The sequence below is a fragment of the Phreatobacter sp. GW821-FHT04C01 genome, assembly GCF_059420385.1.
Map to the genome: position 1 here is coordinate 898,237 of NZ_JBWKTP010000002.1, position 18,150 is coordinate 916,386.

General features: G+C 68.1%; 12 protein-coding genes. 9 read left to right on the top strand and 3 right to left on the bottom strand.

From position 1 onward, the window contains the following. Positions 1 to 26 precede the first annotated feature (26 nt). The gene (locus tag AC07WJ_RS11270) at positions 27 to 1,829 is read right to left on the bottom strand and encodes an NAD(P)-binding domain-containing protein (RefSeq protein WP_494934654.1); all 1,803 of its coding nucleotides are present in this window, start codon (positions 1,827 to 1,829) and stop codon (positions 27 to 29) included. Positions 1,830 to 2,122: 293 nt separating this feature from the next. Here AC07WJ_RS11270 and AC07WJ_RS11275 point away from each other — a divergent pair, with 293 nt between their 5' ends. Continuing rightward, complete coding sequence (locus AC07WJ_RS11275; RefSeq protein WP_494934655.1) at positions 2,123 to 2,536, top strand: PaaI family thioesterase; 414 nt, start codon at positions 2,123 to 2,125, stop codon at positions 2,534 to 2,536. 19 nt (positions 2,537 to 2,555) lie between these two features. Here the strand turns inward: AC07WJ_RS11275 and AC07WJ_RS11280 are convergent, their stop codons facing one another. Continuing rightward, positions 2,556 to 4,505: a sigma-54-dependent Fis family transcriptional regulator gene (locus AC07WJ_RS11280; protein WP_494934772.1), complete on the bottom strand. Its 1,950-nt coding sequence runs from the start codon at positions 4,503 to 4,505 to the stop codon at positions 2,556 to 2,558. 272 nt (positions 4,506 to 4,777) lie between these two features. Between AC07WJ_RS11280 and AC07WJ_RS11285 the strand changes: the two genes are divergently transcribed. From AC07WJ_RS11285 to AC07WJ_RS11305, 5 genes are all read left to right on the top strand, one after another. Continuing rightward, positions 4,778 to 5,752: a GAF domain-containing protein gene (locus tag AC07WJ_RS11285; protein WP_494934656.1), complete on the top strand. Its 975-nt coding sequence runs from the start codon at positions 4,778 to 4,780 to the stop codon at positions 5,750 to 5,752. A 143-nt stretch (positions 5,753 to 5,895) separates the two neighbouring features. Next, positions 5,896 to 7,413 carry an aldehyde dehydrogenase gene (adh, locus tag AC07WJ_RS11290; protein ID WP_494934657.1) on the top strand — a complete coding sequence of 506 codons (1,518 nt, stop codon included), beginning with the start codon at positions 5,896 to 5,898 and terminating at the stop codon, positions 7,411 to 7,413. 119 nt (positions 7,414 to 7,532) lie between these two features. After that, positions 7,533 to 7,913 carry a DUF779 domain-containing protein gene (locus tag AC07WJ_RS11295; protein ID WP_494934658.1) on the top strand — a complete coding sequence of 127 codons (381 nt, stop codon included), beginning with the start codon at positions 7,533 to 7,535 and terminating at the stop codon, positions 7,911 to 7,913. 255 nt (positions 7,914 to 8,168) lie between these two features. Then, a complete protein-coding gene (locus AC07WJ_RS11300; protein ID WP_494934659.1) occupies positions 8,169 to 8,660 on the top strand; it encodes a hypothetical protein in 492 nt (163 codons plus the stop codon). A gap of 189 nt (positions 8,661 to 8,849) precedes the next feature. Then, complete coding sequence (locus AC07WJ_RS11305; protein ID WP_494934660.1) at positions 8,850 to 9,617, top strand: class I SAM-dependent methyltransferase; 768 nt, start codon at positions 8,850 to 8,852, stop codon at positions 9,615 to 9,617. A gap of 32 nt (positions 9,618 to 9,649) precedes the next feature. Here AC07WJ_RS11305 and dosP read toward each other — a convergent pair whose 3' ends face one another. Continuing rightward, a complete protein-coding gene (gene dosP, locus AC07WJ_RS11310; protein WP_494934661.1) occupies positions 9,650 to 12,226 on the bottom strand; it encodes an oxygen-sensing cyclic-di-GMP phosphodiesterase DosP in 2,577 nt (858 codons plus the stop codon). A 324-nt stretch (positions 12,227 to 12,550) separates the two neighbouring features. Here dosP and AC07WJ_RS11315 point away from each other — a divergent pair, with 324 nt between their 5' ends. Genes AC07WJ_RS11315 through AC07WJ_RS11325 form a run of 3 tightly spaced genes read left to right on the top strand, consistent with a single transcriptional unit; the run spans position 12,551 to position 18,052 of the window. Next, positions 12,551 to 13,354, top strand: coding sequence for an ImuA family protein (locus AC07WJ_RS11315; RefSeq protein WP_494934662.1), 804 nt, complete (start codon positions 12,551 to 12,553; stop codon positions 13,352 to 13,354). Beyond that, positions 13,236 to 14,801 (top strand): Y-family DNA polymerase, encoded by a 1,566-nt coding sequence (locus tag AC07WJ_RS11320; protein WP_494934663.1) that lies wholly within the window; start codon positions 13,236 to 13,238, stop codon positions 14,799 to 14,801. The genes AC07WJ_RS11315 and AC07WJ_RS11320 overlap by 119 nt, the downstream gene beginning before the upstream one ends. Beyond that, on the top strand, positions 14,798 to 18,052 hold the full coding sequence (locus tag AC07WJ_RS11325) for an error-prone DNA polymerase (RefSeq protein ID WP_494934664.1): 3,255 nt from the start codon (positions 14,798 to 14,800) through the stop codon (positions 18,050 to 18,052). Before AC07WJ_RS11320 ends, AC07WJ_RS11325 begins: the two co-directional genes overlap by 4 nt. Positions 18,053 to 18,150 lie beyond the last annotated feature (98 nt).

Sequence of the window (18,150 nt, forward strand, 5' to 3'; positions counted from 1 at the left end):
CGCGCGACCCGGGCGGCTTGATCGGCTCACGACAGATGGTGCACCGTCTGAAGGCCGTAGACGGGCGTGGCTATGCCTTCCTGCCGGGCCTTGATCTGCAGCGCCAGATATTGGGAATAATGGCGCGACTGGTGCAGGTTGCCGCCGTGGAACCACAGCGCCTCCTGCTGCGTCGGCTTCCACATGTTGCGCTGCTCGCCTTCCCAGGGACCGGGGTCCTTGGTGGTGGCCGAACCGAGGCCCCAGCACTTGCCGACCTTGTCGGCGACCTCGCGGGAGATGAGGTCGGCGGCCCAGCCGTTCATCGAGCCATAGCCGGTGGCATAGACGACGAGATCGGCCGGCAGTTCGGTGCCGTCGGAGAGAATGACGGCCTTGCGGGTCAATTCCCTGACGCCGACACCGCTTTTCAGCTTGATCCGGCCGTCGGCGACGAGCTCGCAGGCGCCGACATCGATGTAGTAACCGGAGCCGCGCCGGAGATATTTCATGAACAGGCCCGAGCCGTCATCGCCGAAATCGAGCATGAAGCCGGCCTTTTCGAGCCGGTCGTAGAATGCCGCGTCGCGGGCGCGGATGGCGTCGTAAACCGGCGTCTGGAATTGATGCATGATCCGGTAGGGCAGGGACGCGAAGATCAGGTCCGCCTTGCGGGTGGTGATGCCGGCTTCGACCGCCTTCTCGGAATAGAGCGAACCGAGGCCGAGCTCCATCAGCGAGTCCGATTTGACGATATGGGTCGACGAGCGCTGGACCATGGTGACGTCGGCGCCGCCTTCCCAAAGTGCGGCGCAGATGTCGTGGGCCGAATTGTTGGCGCCGATGACCACCACGTTCTTGCCGGCATAGGCCTCGGGGCCGGGATGCTGCGAGGAGTGCTGCTGCTCGCCCTCGAAGATGTCCATGCCCTTGAAATCGGGCCTATTGGCCTTGCCCGACATGCCGGTGGCGAGCACCAGCTGCTTCGGCCTCAGCACGATCTCCCGGCCGTCGCATTCGACCACGACCGTCCATTCCCCGGCCGCTTCGTCATAGGAGGCGCGCTTGGCGGTGGTCGAGCTCCAGTAGTTCAGCTCCATCACCTTGGCATACATTTCCAGCCAGTCGCCGATCTTGTCCTTGGGGGCGAAGACCGGCCAGTTCCTGGGAAAGTCGATATAGGGCAGGTGGTCGTACCAGACGGGGTCGTGCAGGCAGAGCGACTTGTAGCGCTTGCGCCAGCTGTCGCCGGCCCGGGCATTGCGCTCGATGATGATGGTGGGCACGCCGAGCTGGCGCAGCCGCGCGCCGAGCGCGATGCCGCCCTGGCCGCCGCCGACGATCAGGCAATAGGGCTGGCGCGAGAAGCCGAGCTCGGCCGCCTCCTCCTGGCGCTCCTCCATCCAGGTCTTGCGGTTCCTGGCCGCGCCATGCTTGGCGCCGAGCGGGCGGGCATGGCCGAGCGGTTCCTCGTGGCCCTTGAGTTCGGCCATGGTGGTGAGCAGCGTCCAGATCCGACCGTCCTTCAGTCGGATATGGCCGAAGCCGCGCGCCACCCCGGTTTCGAATTCGATCCAGCTCTCGGTCACGCCATCGGCGTGGGTCGCATCCTCGCCGGCGGCAATGGCGAAATTCGCCGGCTGGGTATGGCCGAGCTGGGCGGTGAGCATGTCGCGGACCTGGTCGCGGCCTTCGACGGTCTTGATGTTCCAGGTGAAGGCGACGAGGTCGCGCCAGTAGCAATCGTCCTGGAACAGGTCGACGGCGGCTTCGATGTCGCCCTTTGCCAGCGCCGCCGAGAACCTGTCGAGAAGCTGGGTGACCTGGCCATTGGGTGATGTGTCGAGCATTGTTTCCTCCTGCGGACCGAGCCCTTCGTTTGCCGAGGGCGGCTGCGGCGAGTTGCGCAAGCGCCGTGCCAGCAGCGGCGCGCAGGAGAACTCGCTGGAATAGTGAGACTTTCCGGGGAGGCAAGGCGCGTGCGCCCGCGGTCGCCACGTGGCAGGCTGTGGCGGATGCCACATGTGGCCTGCCGCGCCGCCGGGCGCGTGGCATGCGACCTAAGGCCGATGGTCTGCGGGCGCGGCAGCGGCCGCGCCAGGTGTTATCACCGCATGCCGGGAGCCGTGCCGAGGAGCCAGTCTTGACGCCATTGCCACACGCATTGATGTTCCATCCCTTCGCCGAGACGATCCAGCTGCGCATCGACGAGCAGGGCCCGGGTCACAGCATCTGCTCCATCACGATCGCCCCGGATCTTCATCACAATCCGCACCGGGTCACCCATGGTGCGGTGATCTATGCCCTTGCCGATACCGGCATGGGCGTGGCGCTCTACCCGACCCTGGAAAAGGGCGAGACCTGCGCCACCATCGAAATCAAGATCAGCTATTTTCGCCCGGTGCCCTCAGGCCTCATCCGCTGCACCACGGTCATGCTCAACCGCGGGCGGACCATCGCCAATCTCGATTCCCGGCTCCATGTCGACGACAAGCTGATCGCGCAGGCCAATGGCAATTACGCGATCCTGAAGCCGCGGGCGCAGGCCGCTTCATAGTGGGGCAGGGACTTGACATCTAGCGCGTGACGGCGAGGCCCTGGCGCTTCATCCGGCGGTAGACGGTGGTGCGGTCGACGCCCAGGCGGCGGGCGACTTCCGACAGGTTGCCGCGGCACGCGGCCAAGGCGGTTTCCAGCGCCTCGGGGCCTCTCGCGGGCCGAGGCCGTGGCAGCGCCGGCGCCGCGACCTTGTCGGTCCCTGCCGGTTTCGCGCGGCGGAACGGCGGCAGGTCGTCCGGCGTGATGACGCCGCTGTCGCCGAGCGCCAGGGCGACGTCGAGCACATTGGCCAATTCGCGAATGTTGCCGGGCCAGTCATGGCCGGCGAGCCTGAGGCGTGCCGCCGGCGCGAGCGTCACGTGGCGGTCCTGCGCCCGTGCCCGCTGCTGCACGAGGCGGTCGAGCAGCCAGTCGAAATCGTCGCGCTCGCGCAAGGCTGGCAGGTCCAGCACCGCCGCGTTCAGGCGATAATAGAGATCCTCGCGAAACCGGCCCTGCGCAACGAGATCGGCAAGATCGCGGTGCGACGCCGAGATGATCTTGACCCGCACCGGCCGGGGCCTCGAACCGCCGACCGGGACGATCTCGCGTTCGGCGAGCACGCGCAGCAGGCGCGACTGGAGGCCGAGCGGCATGTCGCCGATCTCGTCGAGAAACAGCGTGCCGCCGTCGGCCTCCTCGATCAGGCCCCTCTTGCCGCGCGCCAGCGCGCCGGTGAAGGCGCCGGGCGCATAGCCGAACAGTTCACTCTCGATGAGATGTTCGGGAATGGCCGCGCAATTCACCGCGATGAACCGCCCGTCGCCCGGGCGGCAGTCATGGACCGCGCGGGCCAGATATTCCTTGCCGGTGCCGGTCTCGCCCTGGATCAGGATGGGAATGTCGGTGACCGCGAGTTTCGCGGCGCGGGCCTGCAAGGCCTCCATGGCGCGATCGCCACCGCTGAGGCCGGCGAGCGATTTCGGCCAGGCCGGAATGGCGGTACGCCGGCCCGCCGGCCGCCGCTCCGGCTCGATGGCATGGGCGAAGACCGCGCTGGCATTGCGGGCGAAGACGACGCGCTCCTCGGTCGGCCGGGCGCGGGTGAAGCTCGGCAGGTCGTCGACGCTCATGTCGAAGAAGCGCGACAGCGGCTGGCCGATGAGCCCGTCGGTGTGGCGCCAGTCCATGCCGGTGACGCCGGCTAGCAGCATGGCGCCGCCATGGGTCATGCCGAGGATGCGGCCGGATCCGTCGAGGGCGACCGCGGCCTCCGGATCGACATCGAGGAAATCCGGCGAGCGGGAAAAGCGCAGCACCCAGTCGGAGCGCATCTGCGCCATCAGGTTGGCGAGCTCGATACGGCGGGCCGAGGCGGTGACCAGATGCAGCGCCAGGTTCTGGCTGACCTTGGGCTGGGGCGAGCGCAGCAGCGAGATGTCGAGCACGGCGGTCAGCTTGCCGCCGGTGTCGAAGATCGGCGCCGCGGTGCAGCTCAGCGGCGTATGGGTGGTGTCGAAATGGTCGCTCTGATGGATCGTCATGGCCTCGCCGGTGACGATGCAGGAGCCGACGCCGCAGGTGCCGGTGCGGGCTTCCGACCATTCCGACCCGAGATAGAGCCCGGCCTGGCGCAGGTGGTCCATGAAGACCTGGTCGCCCAGGAAATCGACCGTCACGCCCTTGGCGTCGGCGAGCAGCAGCACGTAGTTCTGGCCGGCGACCTGGCGGAACAGGTTCTCCAGCCCGGTGCGCGCGATGCCGATCAGCCGCTCGGATTGCTCGCGATGTTCGCGCAGCTGGGTGTCCGGCACGATATAGGCTTCCGTCGGCCGGGCCGGATCGAGCTTGTGTTCGTCGACACAGCGCAGCCAGGAGCGGACGACCGTGCCGTCGCGGGCCGAGGCCGCGCCCGAGAGAACACGCTCGATCTCCCTGATATGGTCGCTCTCCAGGCTTCTTGCAGACGACGTTCCCGAGCTCGCCATCATCCGCGATCTCCTCCCTGTCTCGTCATGCAGCTCTGTCGGTGGCTCCGTGAAGAGGAGCACCGCCTGCGCTTGGAACCAGAGAATAGCGAGCCCGGGCGGGGCCGCAAGGCGGCCCGCACGACCCCTGGGGCGAAGCGGGTGCGTCTATTGTCGCGATTGACTTTCCCCGAAATGTGGTCGGAAACTAGGCAAAACCGCATGTTGGCGATGAGACGTTTGACGTTCATCGCTCAAAACAACGCGGAATCGGGCGGAAACGGATGGCGGGCATGGTTGCAACGGGCAGGCCGCATCACGCCGATCTGATCTATTCGACGCTGAGTGACGGCGCCGCGACCGCGCAATCGGCTGTTGCCGCCTCCTGGTCACGGTCGCTGAAGACCCATGGTCTCGACCCCGATCACGGCCGCCCGCCGCGGCGTCTCGACCATGCCGCGTTCAGTGCGGCGCTGGAGCGGATGGAGCTGCTGGTGCGGCTGTCGCAGGCGACCATCGACCGGCTGTTCCAGGCGGTCGGCGAGGCCGGTTGCTGCGTCATGCTGACCGACCGGGACGGCGTGCCGCTCGACCGCCGGGGCGTCGCCGGCGACGATGCCGATTTTCTCAGGCTCGGCCTGTGGACCGGCATGGTCTGGAGCGAGGCGAGCGAAGGCACCAACGGTGTCGGCACCTGTCTTGCCGAGGCGCGCGCCCTGACCATCCACCGGGATCAGCACTTCCTGACGCGCAATATCGGGCTGAGCTGCACGGTGGCGCCGATCTTCGATGCCGAGGGCAAGCTCTGCGCCGCCCTCGACGTCTCCACCTGCCGGTCCGACCTGACGCCGGCCATGCTGAAACTGATCGCGGCCGCCACCAACGAGGCGGCACACCGGATCGAGGCGAGCCATTTCCGCGAGAGCTTCCGCCACGCGCGCATCCTGGTCGGTCAGGATAGCGGCCGCGGCACGGGCGGCCTGCTGGCGGTCGACCGGGAGGACCTGGTGATCGGCGCGAGCCGCGCGGCGCGCCTCGCCTATGGACTGACCGACGCCCATCTCGCCCGGCCGTTCCCGGCCGAGGATCTGCTGGCCGGCGAGCCGGCGAGCCCGGCCGAGGACCTCGCCGGGGCCGAGCGCGGCGCGGTGCAGCGGGCGCTGTCGAGAGCCCATGGCAATGTCTCCGCCGCCGCCCGGCTCCTCGGCGTCAGCCGGGCGACGCTGCACCGCAAGCTCGCCCGTCTCGGGCTGGAGCGTCCGCGCTGAGGCCGGCCGCGGATGGCTTTCCGATGTGTCGCAATCCTGCGACACATCGGGTGCGCAAACCGTTCGGGCCATCCTGACAGGCCGGGCACTCCCGCCGATCCTCCTCTTCGCTCCGCCGCGATGGCGCAAGTCTGGAGGAAACAATGAACAAGCCGGAACTCATCCGCACGACGGCGACGCCGTTCAAGGCGCGCTACGGCAATTTCATCAATGGCCGCTGGGCCGAACCGGTGGGTGGCCGCTATTTCGAGAACACCTCGCCGGTCACCGGCCGGCTGCTCTGCGAGGTCGCCCGGTCCGACGCGGCCGACATCGATGCGGCGCTGGACGCCGCCCATGCCGTCAAGGACAGCTGGGGCCGCACCAGCCCGGCCGAGCGGGCGGTGCTGCTCAACCGGATCGCCCAGGTGATCGAGGACAATATCGGGGTCCTGGCGCTCGCCGAGACGCTCGACAACGGCAAGCCGATCCGCGAGAGCACGGCGGCCGACCTGCCGCTCGCCGTCGACCATTTCCGCTATTTCGCCGGTGCGATCCGCGCCCAGGAAGGCGGCATTTCGGAAATCGACCACGACACGGTCGCCTATCATTTCCATGAGCCGCTCGGCGTCATCGGCCAGATCATTCCCTGGAACTTCCCGCTGCTCATGGCGGTGTGGAAGCTGGCGCCGGCGCTCGCCGCCGGCAATTGCGTGGTGATCAAGCCGGCCGAGCAGACGCCGGCCTCGATCCTCGTCCTTGCCGAGCTCATCGCCGACATCCTGCCGCCCGGCGTCCTCAATATCGTCAACGGCTTCGGCCTGGAGGCGGGCAAACCGCTGGCCTCGAGCAACCGGATCGCCAAGATCGCCTTCACCGGCGAGACCACGACCGGCCGGCTGATCATGCAATATGCCAGCCAGAACCTGATCCCGGTGACGCTGGAGCTCGGCGGCAAGTCGCCGAACATCTTCTTCAAGGATGTCGCCGCGGAAGATGACGATTTTCTCGACAAGGCGATCGAGGGCTTCGTCATGTTCGCGCTCAACCAGGGCGAGGTCTGCACCTGCCCGAGCCGCGCGCTGATCCATGAGAGCATCTATGACCGCTTCATGGAAAAGGCGCTGGCGCGGGTGAGCGCGATCACCCAGGGCGACCCGCGCGATCCCGCGACCATGATCGGCGCGCAGGCCTCCTCCGAACAGCTGGAGAAGATCCTGAGCTATTTCGACATCGGCCGCCAGGAAGGCGCCGAGGTCCTGGCGGGTGGTGCCCGCAACACCTTGCCGGGCGAGCTCGCCGGTGGCTTCTACGTCCAGCCGACCGTGTTCAGGGGTCACAACAAGATGCGGATCTTCCAGGAGGAGATCTTCGGCCCGGTCGTCTCGGTCACCACTTTCAAGGATGACGAGGAAGCCCTGTCGATCGCCAATGACACGCTTTACGGCCTGGGTGCGGGCGTGTGGAGCCGCGACGGCAATCGCGCCTACCGCTTCGGCCGGGCGATCCAGGCCGGGCGCGTCTGGACCAATTGCTACCACGCCTATCCGGCCCATGCCGCCTTCGGCGGCTACAAGCAATCGGGCATCGGGCGCGAGAACCATCGCATGATGCTCGACCACTACCAGCAGACCAAGAACCTGCTGGTCAGCTATTCGCCGAAGAAGCTCGGCTTTTTCTGACCCCCGCCGCCCGGCGCTTCCCCGCCGGGCGACCCTTCCCGGCATGGCCCCGCACCGCTCCGTGCCGGCGGCCGTGCCGGGCCTTTATTTGCCGTTCTCCGGCGGACGAGAGGTCCATCATGACCGAGGCTTCCCTCGATCGCGTCACCGCGACGCCGGCCGCGCTCGACCTGATCCGACGGCTCAGGGGCGAGCACGGCCCGATCCTGTTCCACCAGTCGGGGGGCTGCTGCGACGGCTCGTCGCCGATGTGCTATCCGCAGGCCGATTTCATCGTCGGCGACCGCGACGTCCTGCTCGGCGAGATCGGCGGCGCGCCGGTCTATATCAGCGCCTCGCAATTCGCCGTCTGGCGCCATACCCAGCTGATCATCGATGTCGTGCCCGGGCGGGGCGGCATGTTCTCGCTCGACAACGGTACCGAGCAGCGCTTTCTCACGCGCTCGCGCGCCTTCTCCGGCGACGAAATGTGCCGTCTCGACCCGCCGCGGGGCAGCTAGCTCGGACGCCGGAGGGGATTTCCCTGACGCGCGGGCGGTTCAATTGCCGGGACCTTCTGCAGCTATTGCCGAGCCTCGCCGGTCGTCTTTCCGGATAGGAGGGCTCGTTTCTTCCGTCAAGATTGCGCGGTTCGGCGCTCCAGACCAGCGCCACGACGGACGGTCGGGCCTCAAGCAAGACGATGGTCTTGCCCGGCCTCATCGTCCGCGGCCGGCGCCTTGGACGCCGGTTCGCAGCCTCAAGGAGACAGGGCCATGCGGTTGAACGGCGTTACCTTAGGAATTTTCGGGCTCGGCGCCCTGATCTTTGGTGGGCTGGAACCGGTGCGGGCGGCGCCGGTCGCCGACCCGGTCGCCGTCGCGCGCAGCGATATTAGCGCGCCCGGGGAAATGCAGCGCCGCCGGGCCGTCGCCGGCCGCACAGTGGTGCGCGGGCCGCGCGGCGGGGTGGCGGTCAGGAGCGGCGTCGCCGTCGGCCGTCCCGGCTATCGCCCGGGTTATCGTCCGGGCTTCGGTCCCGGCTACCGGCCGGTGCCGGTCAGGCCCGGCTATCGTCCGGGCGGCTGGGTCCGTCCGGGCGGCTACTGGTGGCGTCCGGGCGGGGCCATCGCGGCGGGCGCGGCGATCGGCTTCGTCTCGGCGGCGGCCGCGGGCGCCTATGCCGCCAGCCGGCCGCCGGCGCCGGGCTATTGCTGGTATTATACCGATCCGAGCAGGACCCGCGGCTTCTGGGACGTTTGCCCATGACGCTGCGGTCCGGCTGAATTCGGGGCGCGCCGCGGCTTGCCTGGCGCGCCCTGCACCCGGCCGGAGCGATCGACCGCCTGCCGTCCGGTCACAGTCTGGACAAGAAGTGACCCGAGGCTCGCTCGCCGTGAGCCGGCGGCCTGTCATTCCTCGATGGCGCCGTTGGGCCTTGACGGGGATCCTCTTGCAATGAGCCGTGAAGTGACGTCCGGTATGCCGCCCGCGCCGCAGAACATCTATGACGACGCGACTTTTTTCGAAGGCTACCGGGCTCTCAGGCGCGCGGATTCGGGCCTCAACGGCGCACTTGAAACACCGGCGCTGCGCCGGCTCCTGCCGGCCCTGAAGGGGCTTCATATTCTCGACCTCGGCTGTGGTTTCGGCGACTTTGCCCGTTTCGCCCGGGCGCAAGGCGCCGCCCACGTCACCGCCGTCGATATCTCGCAGCACATGCTCGACGAGGCCGCCAGCCTCACCGACGACGCCGCCATCACCTATCGGCGCGCCGCGATCGAGGACTATGCGGCCGACGGGCCGGCATTCGATCTCGTGATATCGTCGCTGGCGCTGCACTACGTCGCCGATTATCCAGCCGTGCTCGGCCGGGTCTTCGATGCGATGAAGCCGGCGGGCCACTTCATCTTCTCGGTGGAACATCCGCTGTGCACGGCGAACCCGGTGGGCTGGGTGCGCGACGACGGCGGCCATGCCCTGCACTGGCCGGTGGACCGCTATCGGGACGAGGGGAGGCGGGATACGCGCTGGTTCGTCGATGGGGTGATCAAGTATCACCGCACGGTCGAGAGCTACGTCAACGGGCTGATCGCGAGCGGCTTCCGGATCGCCCATCTGGGTGAGCCCGCGCCGACGGCCGCTGCCCTGGCCTCCCGGCCGGCGCTGCAACTGGAGTGCCGCCGCCCACCCTTCCTCTTGCTGGCGGCCACGCGGCCGACTTGATCCAGGTGGAAGCGCGGTGGGCGCGCTGCGGTTCAGGCCACCCGCGCGTGTGACCGCAGCCGTTCGCGGCGGCCGAGCCAGCTCTCCAGTTCGCTCGCGGGCAGGGCCGGCGCGAACAGGAAGCCCTGCAGGACATGGCAGCGCAAAGCTTGCAGGAAGCGCCGCTGGGCATCGGTCTCGACGCCTTCGGCAACCACGTTGAGCGCCAGGCTGTGGCCGATGCGGATGACCGCGGACGCCACGGCGCGGGCATTCTGGTCGGTCTCCAGGTCACGCATGAAACTGCGGTCGATCTTCAATTCCTCGATCGGCAGGCGGGTGATGGAGGACAGGCTGGAATAGCCGATGCCGAAATCGTCGAGCGACAGGCGAACGCCGAGCGCGTGCACGGCCTGGACCGTCGCCGCGGTTTCCGGACAGTCGTCCATCATGACACTTTCGGTGATCTCCAGCGTCAGTGCGCCGGGCGCGAGGCCGTGGCGCTCGAGGGCGCCGGCAATGAGCTGGGGCAGGCGGTTGTTGCGGAAATGCAGCGGCGACAGGTTGACCGAGACGATGGGGATGGCGATGCCACGGCGGCGCCATTCGGCCATCTGGCGGCAAGCCTCGCCCAGCGCCCATTCGCCGATCGCCTCGACCAGCCCGCATTCCTCGGCGATCGCGATGAACTTGGCCGGCGGCACCTGGCCGTGGACCGGATGGTGCCAGCGGGCGAGCGCCTCGACGCCGTGCAGGCCATCGTCCTCGGAGCGGATCTGCGGCTGATAATGCAGCTGCAGCATGCCATGGCACAGGGCGTCGCTCAGCGCGGCGCCGAGGATCAGGCGCTCCTGGGCGATCAGGTTCATGTCCTGGCTGAAGAAGCGATGGGTGCCGCGGCCCGCGGCCTTGGCTTCATACATGGCGGTGTCGGCATGTTTGAGCAGGGCCTCCTTGTTGGGCCCGTCACCCGGATAGAGGCTGATGCCGATGCTGGCCGAGACCGGCAGCGCCATGGCGTCGACCAGGATCGGCGCGGCGAGCGCCTCGAGGATCCGGCCGGCGACGCTTGCCGCGTGCTCGACGCCGCAGTCGAACAGCATGACGACGAATTCGTCGCCGCCCAGCCGGCTGACGATATCGCCGGCCCGCAGCTGGCCCTGCAGGCGCCGGCCGATCTCGATCAGCAGCGTGTCGCCGGCGGAGTGGCCGAGCGTGTCGTTGACGTCCTTGAAATTGTCGATGTCGAGAAACAGCAGGGCCACTTCCTTTTGGCCCGCGGCGGCGGCGGCGATCGACTGGTCGATCTTGTCGCCGAGCAGCAGGCGGTTCGGCAGGCCGGTCAGCGTGTCGTAATAGGCCAGCTGGTCGATATGGGCCTTGGCGTCGTGGCGCTCGATCGCCAGCGCGCAGAGATGCACGCAGGCCTCGACCAGGCGTTCGTGCCAGGCGCTCGGGCCACGCTTCTCGCGGAAATAGAAGGCGAATGTGCCGGCGACGCGGCCGTCCTTCAGCTTGATCGGGCTCGACCAGCAGGCGAGCAGGCCAAGCGGCAGCGGCAGCGACTTGTAGGGCTGCCACAAGGGGCTGGTCTCGATATCGTCGACCAGGACGGGCGCGCCGAGATAGGCGGCGGTGCCGCAGGAGCCGACGTCCGGGCCGATCTTCAGGCCATCGAGCGCCTGGGAGTAATGGTCCGGCAGGCTCGGCGCCGCCAGCGGATGCATCAGCCCGTTCGGGTCGATGGTGAGGATCGAACAGGCGACGCCGGGGGTGATCGCCTCGACCTGCCGGCAGATCAGGTCGGCGACCTCGATCAGCGGGCGATCATTGGCCAGGGCCTCCAGGACATGCTGTTGCAGCACCTGGGTCTGCTTGGTCTCGGTGATGTTGGCGATCACCGAAACCGCGTGCTGGAACCGGCCGGCCGGATCGAAGATCGGGTTGATGGTGGCCGAGAGCCAGATTTCCTTGCCCGACTTGGTGTAGCCGAGCACTTCCTCATGCAGCCCGCGTTCGCGGCTGGCGAGTTCGTTCAGGCGCGCCAGCGAGCGCGGGTCGGTGTGCTGGCCGCGCAGCAGCGCGGTCGGCGACTGGCCCATCACTTCCGAACGCTCATAGCCGAACATGTCGGTGAAGGCGCGGTTGCAATAGACGATCCGGCGCCGGCTGTCGGTGATGATCACCGCGCGGTCGGTCTCGTCGGCGACCAGCGACAGGAGGTAGAGTTCCTCGCGCCGTTTCACCTCTTCGGTGACATCCTTGATGAAGGCCGAGAAGAGCATCTTGCCGTCGGCCCGGATCCTGGACAATGACAGCGATCCCCAGGCCGCCGTGCCGTCCTTCCTGGCGATCGGCACCTCGACGGATTTGCCGACCAGCGTGTCGGCGCCGCCGGCGCGGTTGCGGTTGATCTGGCTGTCATGGGCGGGGCGCATGGCCTGGGGCACCAGCAGCCGGACATTCTTGCCGAGGACTTCCGCGCGGCTGTAGCCCCAGAGCTTTTCCGCCGCCGTGTTGAAGAAGATGACGTTGTTGAGCTCGTCGATGATGACGACGGCGTCGATCGCCTGTTCCAGGACAGGGATGAGAATAGCGCCGGAACTTTCTGCTATCTGGCTGCCGCGCATTGCAAGACCTGGAGAATTTTCGCACCGCCGCCGCGTCGCGGCACTGCGCTGAATTGAGCGATGGTGCCCAGTAACCGCCAAAAGTGTAAATATTCCATCATGCTCGCGGACGCTTTATCTGAGAGCTGTCAAGTATCTTTTTTACCTTAGGTAACCATAGTAAGCGTTTTTGCTCACCCTTGCGCTGCCTCTACCGCTGCGCCGCTCGGCCAAGGCCGGGCCTGCGCGTCAGGGCGGGCTTTCTGCTTTCAATCGGATGGTTTCCGCCGGCCTTGACTCTGTCGCGCCGGCGTTGTTTGATGAGAACGAAATAGGAACATGCATATGAGCGCGGCTCCGGAAACCGTCCGCGCGCTGAGGTTGAAGCTGGCGGCTCTGGAGCGGCCGGCCTGTCTCGGCGCGTCCGATCTTTTTGCCTTGGGCCTACCGGCGGTGGATGAGCCGCTGGGCGGCGGGCTCGAGCGGGCGGCGGTGCACGAGGTGTTCGCGCAAGCCGCGGTGGATGCGACGGCGGCGTCAGGCTTCGCGCTGGCGCTGGCGCTCAGGGCCGCCGATGGCGGCAGGATCGTCTGGGTGCGCCAGGACTTCGCCGATCTGGAAGCGGGCCGGCTCGATGCCAGCGGTCTCGCCGAGCTCGGCCTCGATCCGGGCCAGCTCATCCTGGTCAAGGCCAGGGATGCCGCCGATGTGCTCAAGGCGGGCGGGGAGGCGACGCGCTGCGCGGCGCTCGGCGCGGTGCTGATCGAGCCCTGGGGCGACGCGAAAGTGTTCGACCTCAGCACCACGCGCCGCCTGTCGCTGACCGCGGCGGCCTCGCGGGTGACCACCTTGATGGTGCGGGTCGCCGCATCGCCCGTGCCGAGCGCGGCCTCGACCCGCTGGTCGGTGCGCGCCGCGCCTTCCAGGCCGCTTGAAGCCAATGCGCCGGGCCTGCCGGCCTTCGCCATCCGTTTGTTGCGTCACCGTGCCGGCGTGTCCCCCCGGCAATGGCGTGTGGAGTGGGATCGTGATGTCGGTCATTTCAGGAGTGGAGACTGGTCCATCGCAGCGCCGCTACCTGGCCGTCTGGCTGCCGTTCCTGCCAGCCGACCGGTGGCGGAGGTTCAACCCCTCCGGCGCGCCGGTTGACCGGCCGCTGGTGTTCACCGAGAAGGTCAGGGGCGCGCTGCGGCTGGCCGCGGTCGACCGGCGGGCGCAGGCACTCGGGCTGACACCCGGCCTGACGCTCGCCGATGCACGGGCCCGCGTGCCCGACATCCTGGCGATCGAGAGCGATCCGGCCGCCGATGCGGCCTTCATGGCGCGGCTCGGCGAGGCCTGTGACCGCTACACGCCACTGGTCGCCTTCGATCCGCCCGACGGGCTGACGCTCGACGTCACCGGCTGTGCGCATCTGTTCGGCGGCGAGGCGGCGCTCAGGACCGATCTCGGTCGCCGGCTCGCCGGCATCGCGGTCCAGGCGCGGGCCTCGATCGCCGGCACGCCCGAGGCGGCGCGGGCGCTCGCCCGCTTCGGCCGGCTGGCCATCGTCGCGCCCGGCGGCGAGGCGGCGGCGGTCGAAGCGCTGCCGGTCGCGGCTCTCGGCCTGCCCGCCGAGACGATCTCGGCCCTGTCGCGGGCCGGGCTCAAGACCATTGGCGATCTTGCGGCACGGCCCTCGGCCCCGCTCGCCGCCCGTTTCGGCGCGGTCCTGGCGGCTGAGCTCAACCGGGTGCTGGGGCTGGAGGATATCCGCATCACGCCGCGCCGGCCGGTGCCGGCCTGCATCGTCGAGCGGCGCTTCGCCGAACCGATCGCACGCGCCGAGGATATCCAGGGCACGCTCGCCTTGCTGATGGCCAAGGCCGGCGCGCTGCTGGAACAGCGCGGCGAGGGCGGGCGCGCCTTCGAGGCGAGCTTCTTCCGGGCCGACGGCGCGGTCCGGCGCATCGCGGTGGAGACCGGTCGGCCGACCCGCGACCCCAGATCGGTGATGCGGCTGTTCGCCGAGCGGCTGGAGGCGCTGGCCGATCCGATCGATCCGGGTTTCGGTTTCGACCTGATCCGCCTGTCGGTGCCGGCGACCGAGCCCTTCGCGGTGGCCCAGACCAGCCTCGACGGCCATGCGGTCGAGGACGACGAGATGGCCGAGCTCATCGACCGGCTGGTCGCCCGTTTCGGCGCCGACCGGGTGCTGCGCTTCGCGGCGCGCGACAGCCATGATCCCGACCGCGCGGCCCATCTCGTCCCGGCGCTCGGCGCGGCGGCCGAAGAGGCGGCCTGGCGCCAGGCCGAAGCGGACGAGCCGCCGGCGCGGCCCTTGCACGTGTTCGACCCGCCGCAGCCGATCGAGGCCATCGCCGAGGTGCCGGACGGACCGCCCATGAGCTTTCTGTGGCGGCGCTGCCGGCATGACGTCACCCGCGCCGAGGGGCCGGAGCGGATCGCCGCGGAATGGTGGCGGCAGGCCGACCGGCCGGCGCGCGATTATTACCGGGTCGAGGATAGCGACGGCCGGCGTTTCTGGCTGTTCCGCAGCGGCTTTTATGGCGGCGCGGCCGGGCCGCGCTGGTTCCTGCACGGGCTGTTCGCATGACCGCTTACGCCGAGCTCGCGACCGCGACCAATTTCTCCTTCCTGCGCGGCGCCTCGCAGGCCCAGGACCTGGTCCTGAAGGCGATCGCGCTCGGCCATAACGGCATCGGTATTGCCGATCGCAACACGGTCGCCGGCGTGGTCCGGGCCTATGCGGCGCTCAATAAGGTGAAAGAGGCCATGGGCGAGGCGGCTCTGGCCGGTTTCAAGCTGGCGGTCGGGGCCAGGCTGGTCTTCGCCGACGGCTCGCCCGACATCATTGCCTATCCCGCCGACCGGGATGGCTGGGGCCGGCTCTGCCGGCTGCTCACCCTCGGCAATCGCAAGGCCAAGAAGGGCGAATGCATCCTTGTCCTCGACGACCTCCTGGCCGATCCCCGCGGGCTGTTGCTGATCGTCATGCCGGAACGCAGCCTCGACGGCCTGCCGGCGGTGCTGGCGCGGGTCGCCGAGGCGGCCGCCGGAGCGGTCTGGCTTGGCGCCGCCATGCACCGGCGCGGCGACGACCGGCGCCGGCTTGCCCGCCTGTTCCGGATCGGAGACGCCGCCGGCGTCGCCCTCATCGCGGTCAATGACGTGCTTTACCACGCGCCCGAGCAGCGCGACCTGCAGGACGTCATGTCCTGCATCCGCGAAGGCACGACCATCGAGGCCGCCGGCCGCATGCTCGAGGTCAATGCCGACCGGCACCTGAAGGAGCCGCGCGAAATGGCGCGGCTGTTCCGCGATTGCCCGGAGGCGATCGACGAGACCCAGCACCTGCTCGGCCGCGTCGCATTTTCGCTCAAGCAGCTCAAATATGAATATCCCGATGAACCGGTGCCTCCGGGCTGGACCGCGCAGGGTTGGCTGGAGGAGCTGACCTGGCGGCGGTCCAAGATCCGTTATCCCGAGGGGGTTCCGGATAAGGTCATAGGCCTGGTGAAGCAGGAGCTGCAGCTTATCCAGGAGCTTGATTACGCCCGCTATTTCCTGACGATTCACGACATCGTCCGGGTTGCCGAGGACAAGGGCATCCTCTGTCAGGGCCGGGGCTCGGCGGCCAATTCAGCGGTCTGCTACGTGCTCGGTATCACCGCCGTCGACCCCAATGAACACGACCTCCTGTTCGCCCGGTTCCTTTCGAGCAATCGCGGTGAACCACCTGATATCGATGTCGACTTCGAGCATGAGCGCCGCGAGGAGGTGATCCAGCATATTTACGAGCGTTATGGCCGCGACCGCGCCGGCATTGCCGCGACCGTCATCAGCTATCGGCCGCGCAGCGCCATCCGGGATGTCGGCAAGGCCATGGGGTTGACCGAGGACATCACGGCGCGCCTTGCCGGCATGATCTGGGGCAGTTGGGGCGAGGGCATCAGCGACGAGCAGATCCGCCAGGCGGGCCTCGATCCCGCGAACGCCACCGTGCGCCGGGCGGTCGACCTGGCGGTGCGCCTGCTCGGTTTTCCGCGCCATCTCTCCCAGCATGTCGGCGGCTTCGTGCTGGCGTGTGGGCGGCTCGACGAAATGGTACCGATCGGCAATGCCGCCATGGCCGATCGCACTTTCATCGAATGGGACAAGGACGATATCGACGAATTGCGACTGATGAAGGTCGATGTGCTGGCGCTCGGCATGCTCACTTGCATCCGCAAGGCCTTCGACCTCCTGCGGGAACACGAGAAGAAGGATCTCGGCCTCGCCGATGTCGAGCAGGATGACGGTGAGGTCTACGCCATGCTGCAGAAGGGTGATTCCATCGGTGTGTTCCAGGTGGAAAGCCGGGCGCAGATCAACATGCTGCCGCGGCTCAGACCCAAAAATCTCTATGACCTGGTCATTCAGGTGGCGATCGTCCGGCCCGGGCCGATCCAGGGCGACATGGTGCATCCCTATTTGCGCCGGCGGAGCGGCGTCGAGAAAGTGGACTACCCTTCGCCGTCACCCCTCCACGGGCTGGCCAATGAATTGAGGGGAGTGCTGGAAAAGACGCTTGGGGTGCCGTTGTTCCAGGAACAGGCCATGAAGCTTGCCATGGTGGCGGCGAAATTCACCGACGACGAAGCCAATGGCCTGCGCAAGGCCATGGCGACCTTCCGCAATGCCGGCACGATCCAGAATTTCGAGGAGATGATGGTCGGGCGCATGGTGGCGCGCGGCTATCAGCGCGATTTCGCCCAGCGCTGTTTCGAGCAGATCAAGGGCTTCGGCAGCTATGGCTTTCCCGAAAGCCATGCCGCCTCCTTCGCCAAGCTCGTCTACATCTCCTCCTGGATCAAATGCCATCACCCGGCGGCCTTTGCCTGCGCGCTGCTGAACTCACAGCCCATGGGGTTCTACGCGCCGGCGCAGATCGTCCGCGATGCCCGCGACCACGGCGTCGAGGCCCGGTCGGTCGATATCAACGAGAGCCGGTGGGATAATCATCTGCAGCGCCGGCCGGACAAGGCGCTGGCGCTCAGGCTCGGTTTCCGCCAGGTCGACGGTTTCCATAAAGACTGGGCAACGGCTCTGACGGATGCGCGCGGCGCGGGCTATGCCAGTGTCGAGGAACTCGCGGTGCGCGCCCGCCTGCCGAACCGGGCCATGCATGTGCTGGCCGATGCCGACGCCTTCCGTTCGATCGGGCTCGACCGGCGCGAAGCCCTCTGGGCGGTGCGCCGGCTGCCGGACGACCAGCCGCTGCCGCTGTTCGCCGCGGCCGATGCCCGCGAGCTCGGCGAGGAGGCGGATGTCGGCCTGCCGGTCATGCCGCTCGCCGAACATGTCGCGGCCGATTACCAGACCATCCGGCTGTCGCTGAAGGCCCACCCCATGGACATTCTGCGTGCGCGCTTCCAGGGCGAGGGGGTGACCAGCTGCGTCGACACCAATGCCAAGCCGGACGGCGCCTTCGCCAAGGTCGCCGGCGTCGTGCTGGTGCGCCAGCGGCCTGGCAATGGCAATGCCATTTTCATCACGCTGGAGGACGAGACCGGCATCACCAATATCGTGCTCTGGGCGCGCAAGTTCGAGCAGTTCCGCCGCCAGGTGATGGGAGCCCGCCTGCTGCTGATCGAAGGCCTGGTCCAGAAGAGCCCGGAAGGCGTCGTCCACCTGATGGCCGAGCGCATCATCGACCGCTCCGAGGAGCTCAAGCACCTCTCCGACACCCACAAGACCGAGCCGGTGGTCGGCCGCGCCGACGAGGCGCTGCACCCGCAATATCCGCGCATCTCCGGCCACCCGCGCAATGTCCGCATCCTGCCGAAGTCGCGGGATTTTCATTGAGGGGAGGGGGCGAGGGCGGCTGCGCCTTCGGCCGCAACCGGCCCAACGGAGAAAAGCGCTGATGAATCAACCCTCTCCCAGAGGGAGAGGGTGGCGCC

Bases quoted from the DNA above. Each gene is read 5' to 3' on its own strand.
- AC07WJ_RS11270 (WP_494934654.1), bottom strand. From the start codon at position 1,829: ATGCTCGACACATCACCCAATGGCCAGGTCACCCAGCTTCTCGACAGG.
- AC07WJ_RS11280 (WP_494934772.1), bottom strand. From the start codon at position 4,505: ATGGCGAGCTCGGGAACGTCGTCTGCAAGAAGCCTGGAGAGCGACCAT.
- AC07WJ_RS11285 (WP_494934656.1), top strand. From the start codon at position 4,778: ATGGTTGCAACGGGCAGGCCGCATCACGCCGATCTGATCTATTCGACG.
- adh (WP_494934657.1), top strand. From the start codon at position 5,896: ATGAACAAGCCGGAACTCATCCGCACGACGGCGACGCCGTTCAAGGCG.
- AC07WJ_RS11295 (WP_494934658.1), top strand. From the start codon at position 7,533: ATGACCGAGGCTTCCCTCGATCGCGTCACCGCGACGCCGGCCGCGCTC.
- AC07WJ_RS11300 (WP_494934659.1), top strand. From the start codon at position 8,169: ATGCGGTTGAACGGCGTTACCTTAGGAATTTTCGGGCTCGGCGCCCTG.
- AC07WJ_RS11305 (WP_494934660.1), top strand. From the start codon at position 8,850: ATGAGCCGTGAAGTGACGTCCGGTATGCCGCCCGCGCCGCAGAACATC.
- dosP (WP_494934661.1), bottom strand. From the start codon at position 12,226: ATGCGCGGCAGCCAGATAGCAGAAAGTTCCGGCGCTATTCTCATCCCT.
- AC07WJ_RS11315 (WP_494934662.1), top strand. From the start codon at position 12,551: ATGAGCGCGGCTCCGGAAACCGTCCGCGCGCTGAGGTTGAAGCTGGCG.
- AC07WJ_RS11320 (WP_494934663.1), top strand. From the start codon at position 13,236: ATGTCGGTCATTTCAGGAGTGGAGACTGGTCCATCGCAGCGCCGCTAC.
- AC07WJ_RS11325 (WP_494934664.1), top strand. From the start codon at position 14,798: ATGACCGCTTACGCCGAGCTCGCGACCGCGACCAATTTCTCCTTCCTG.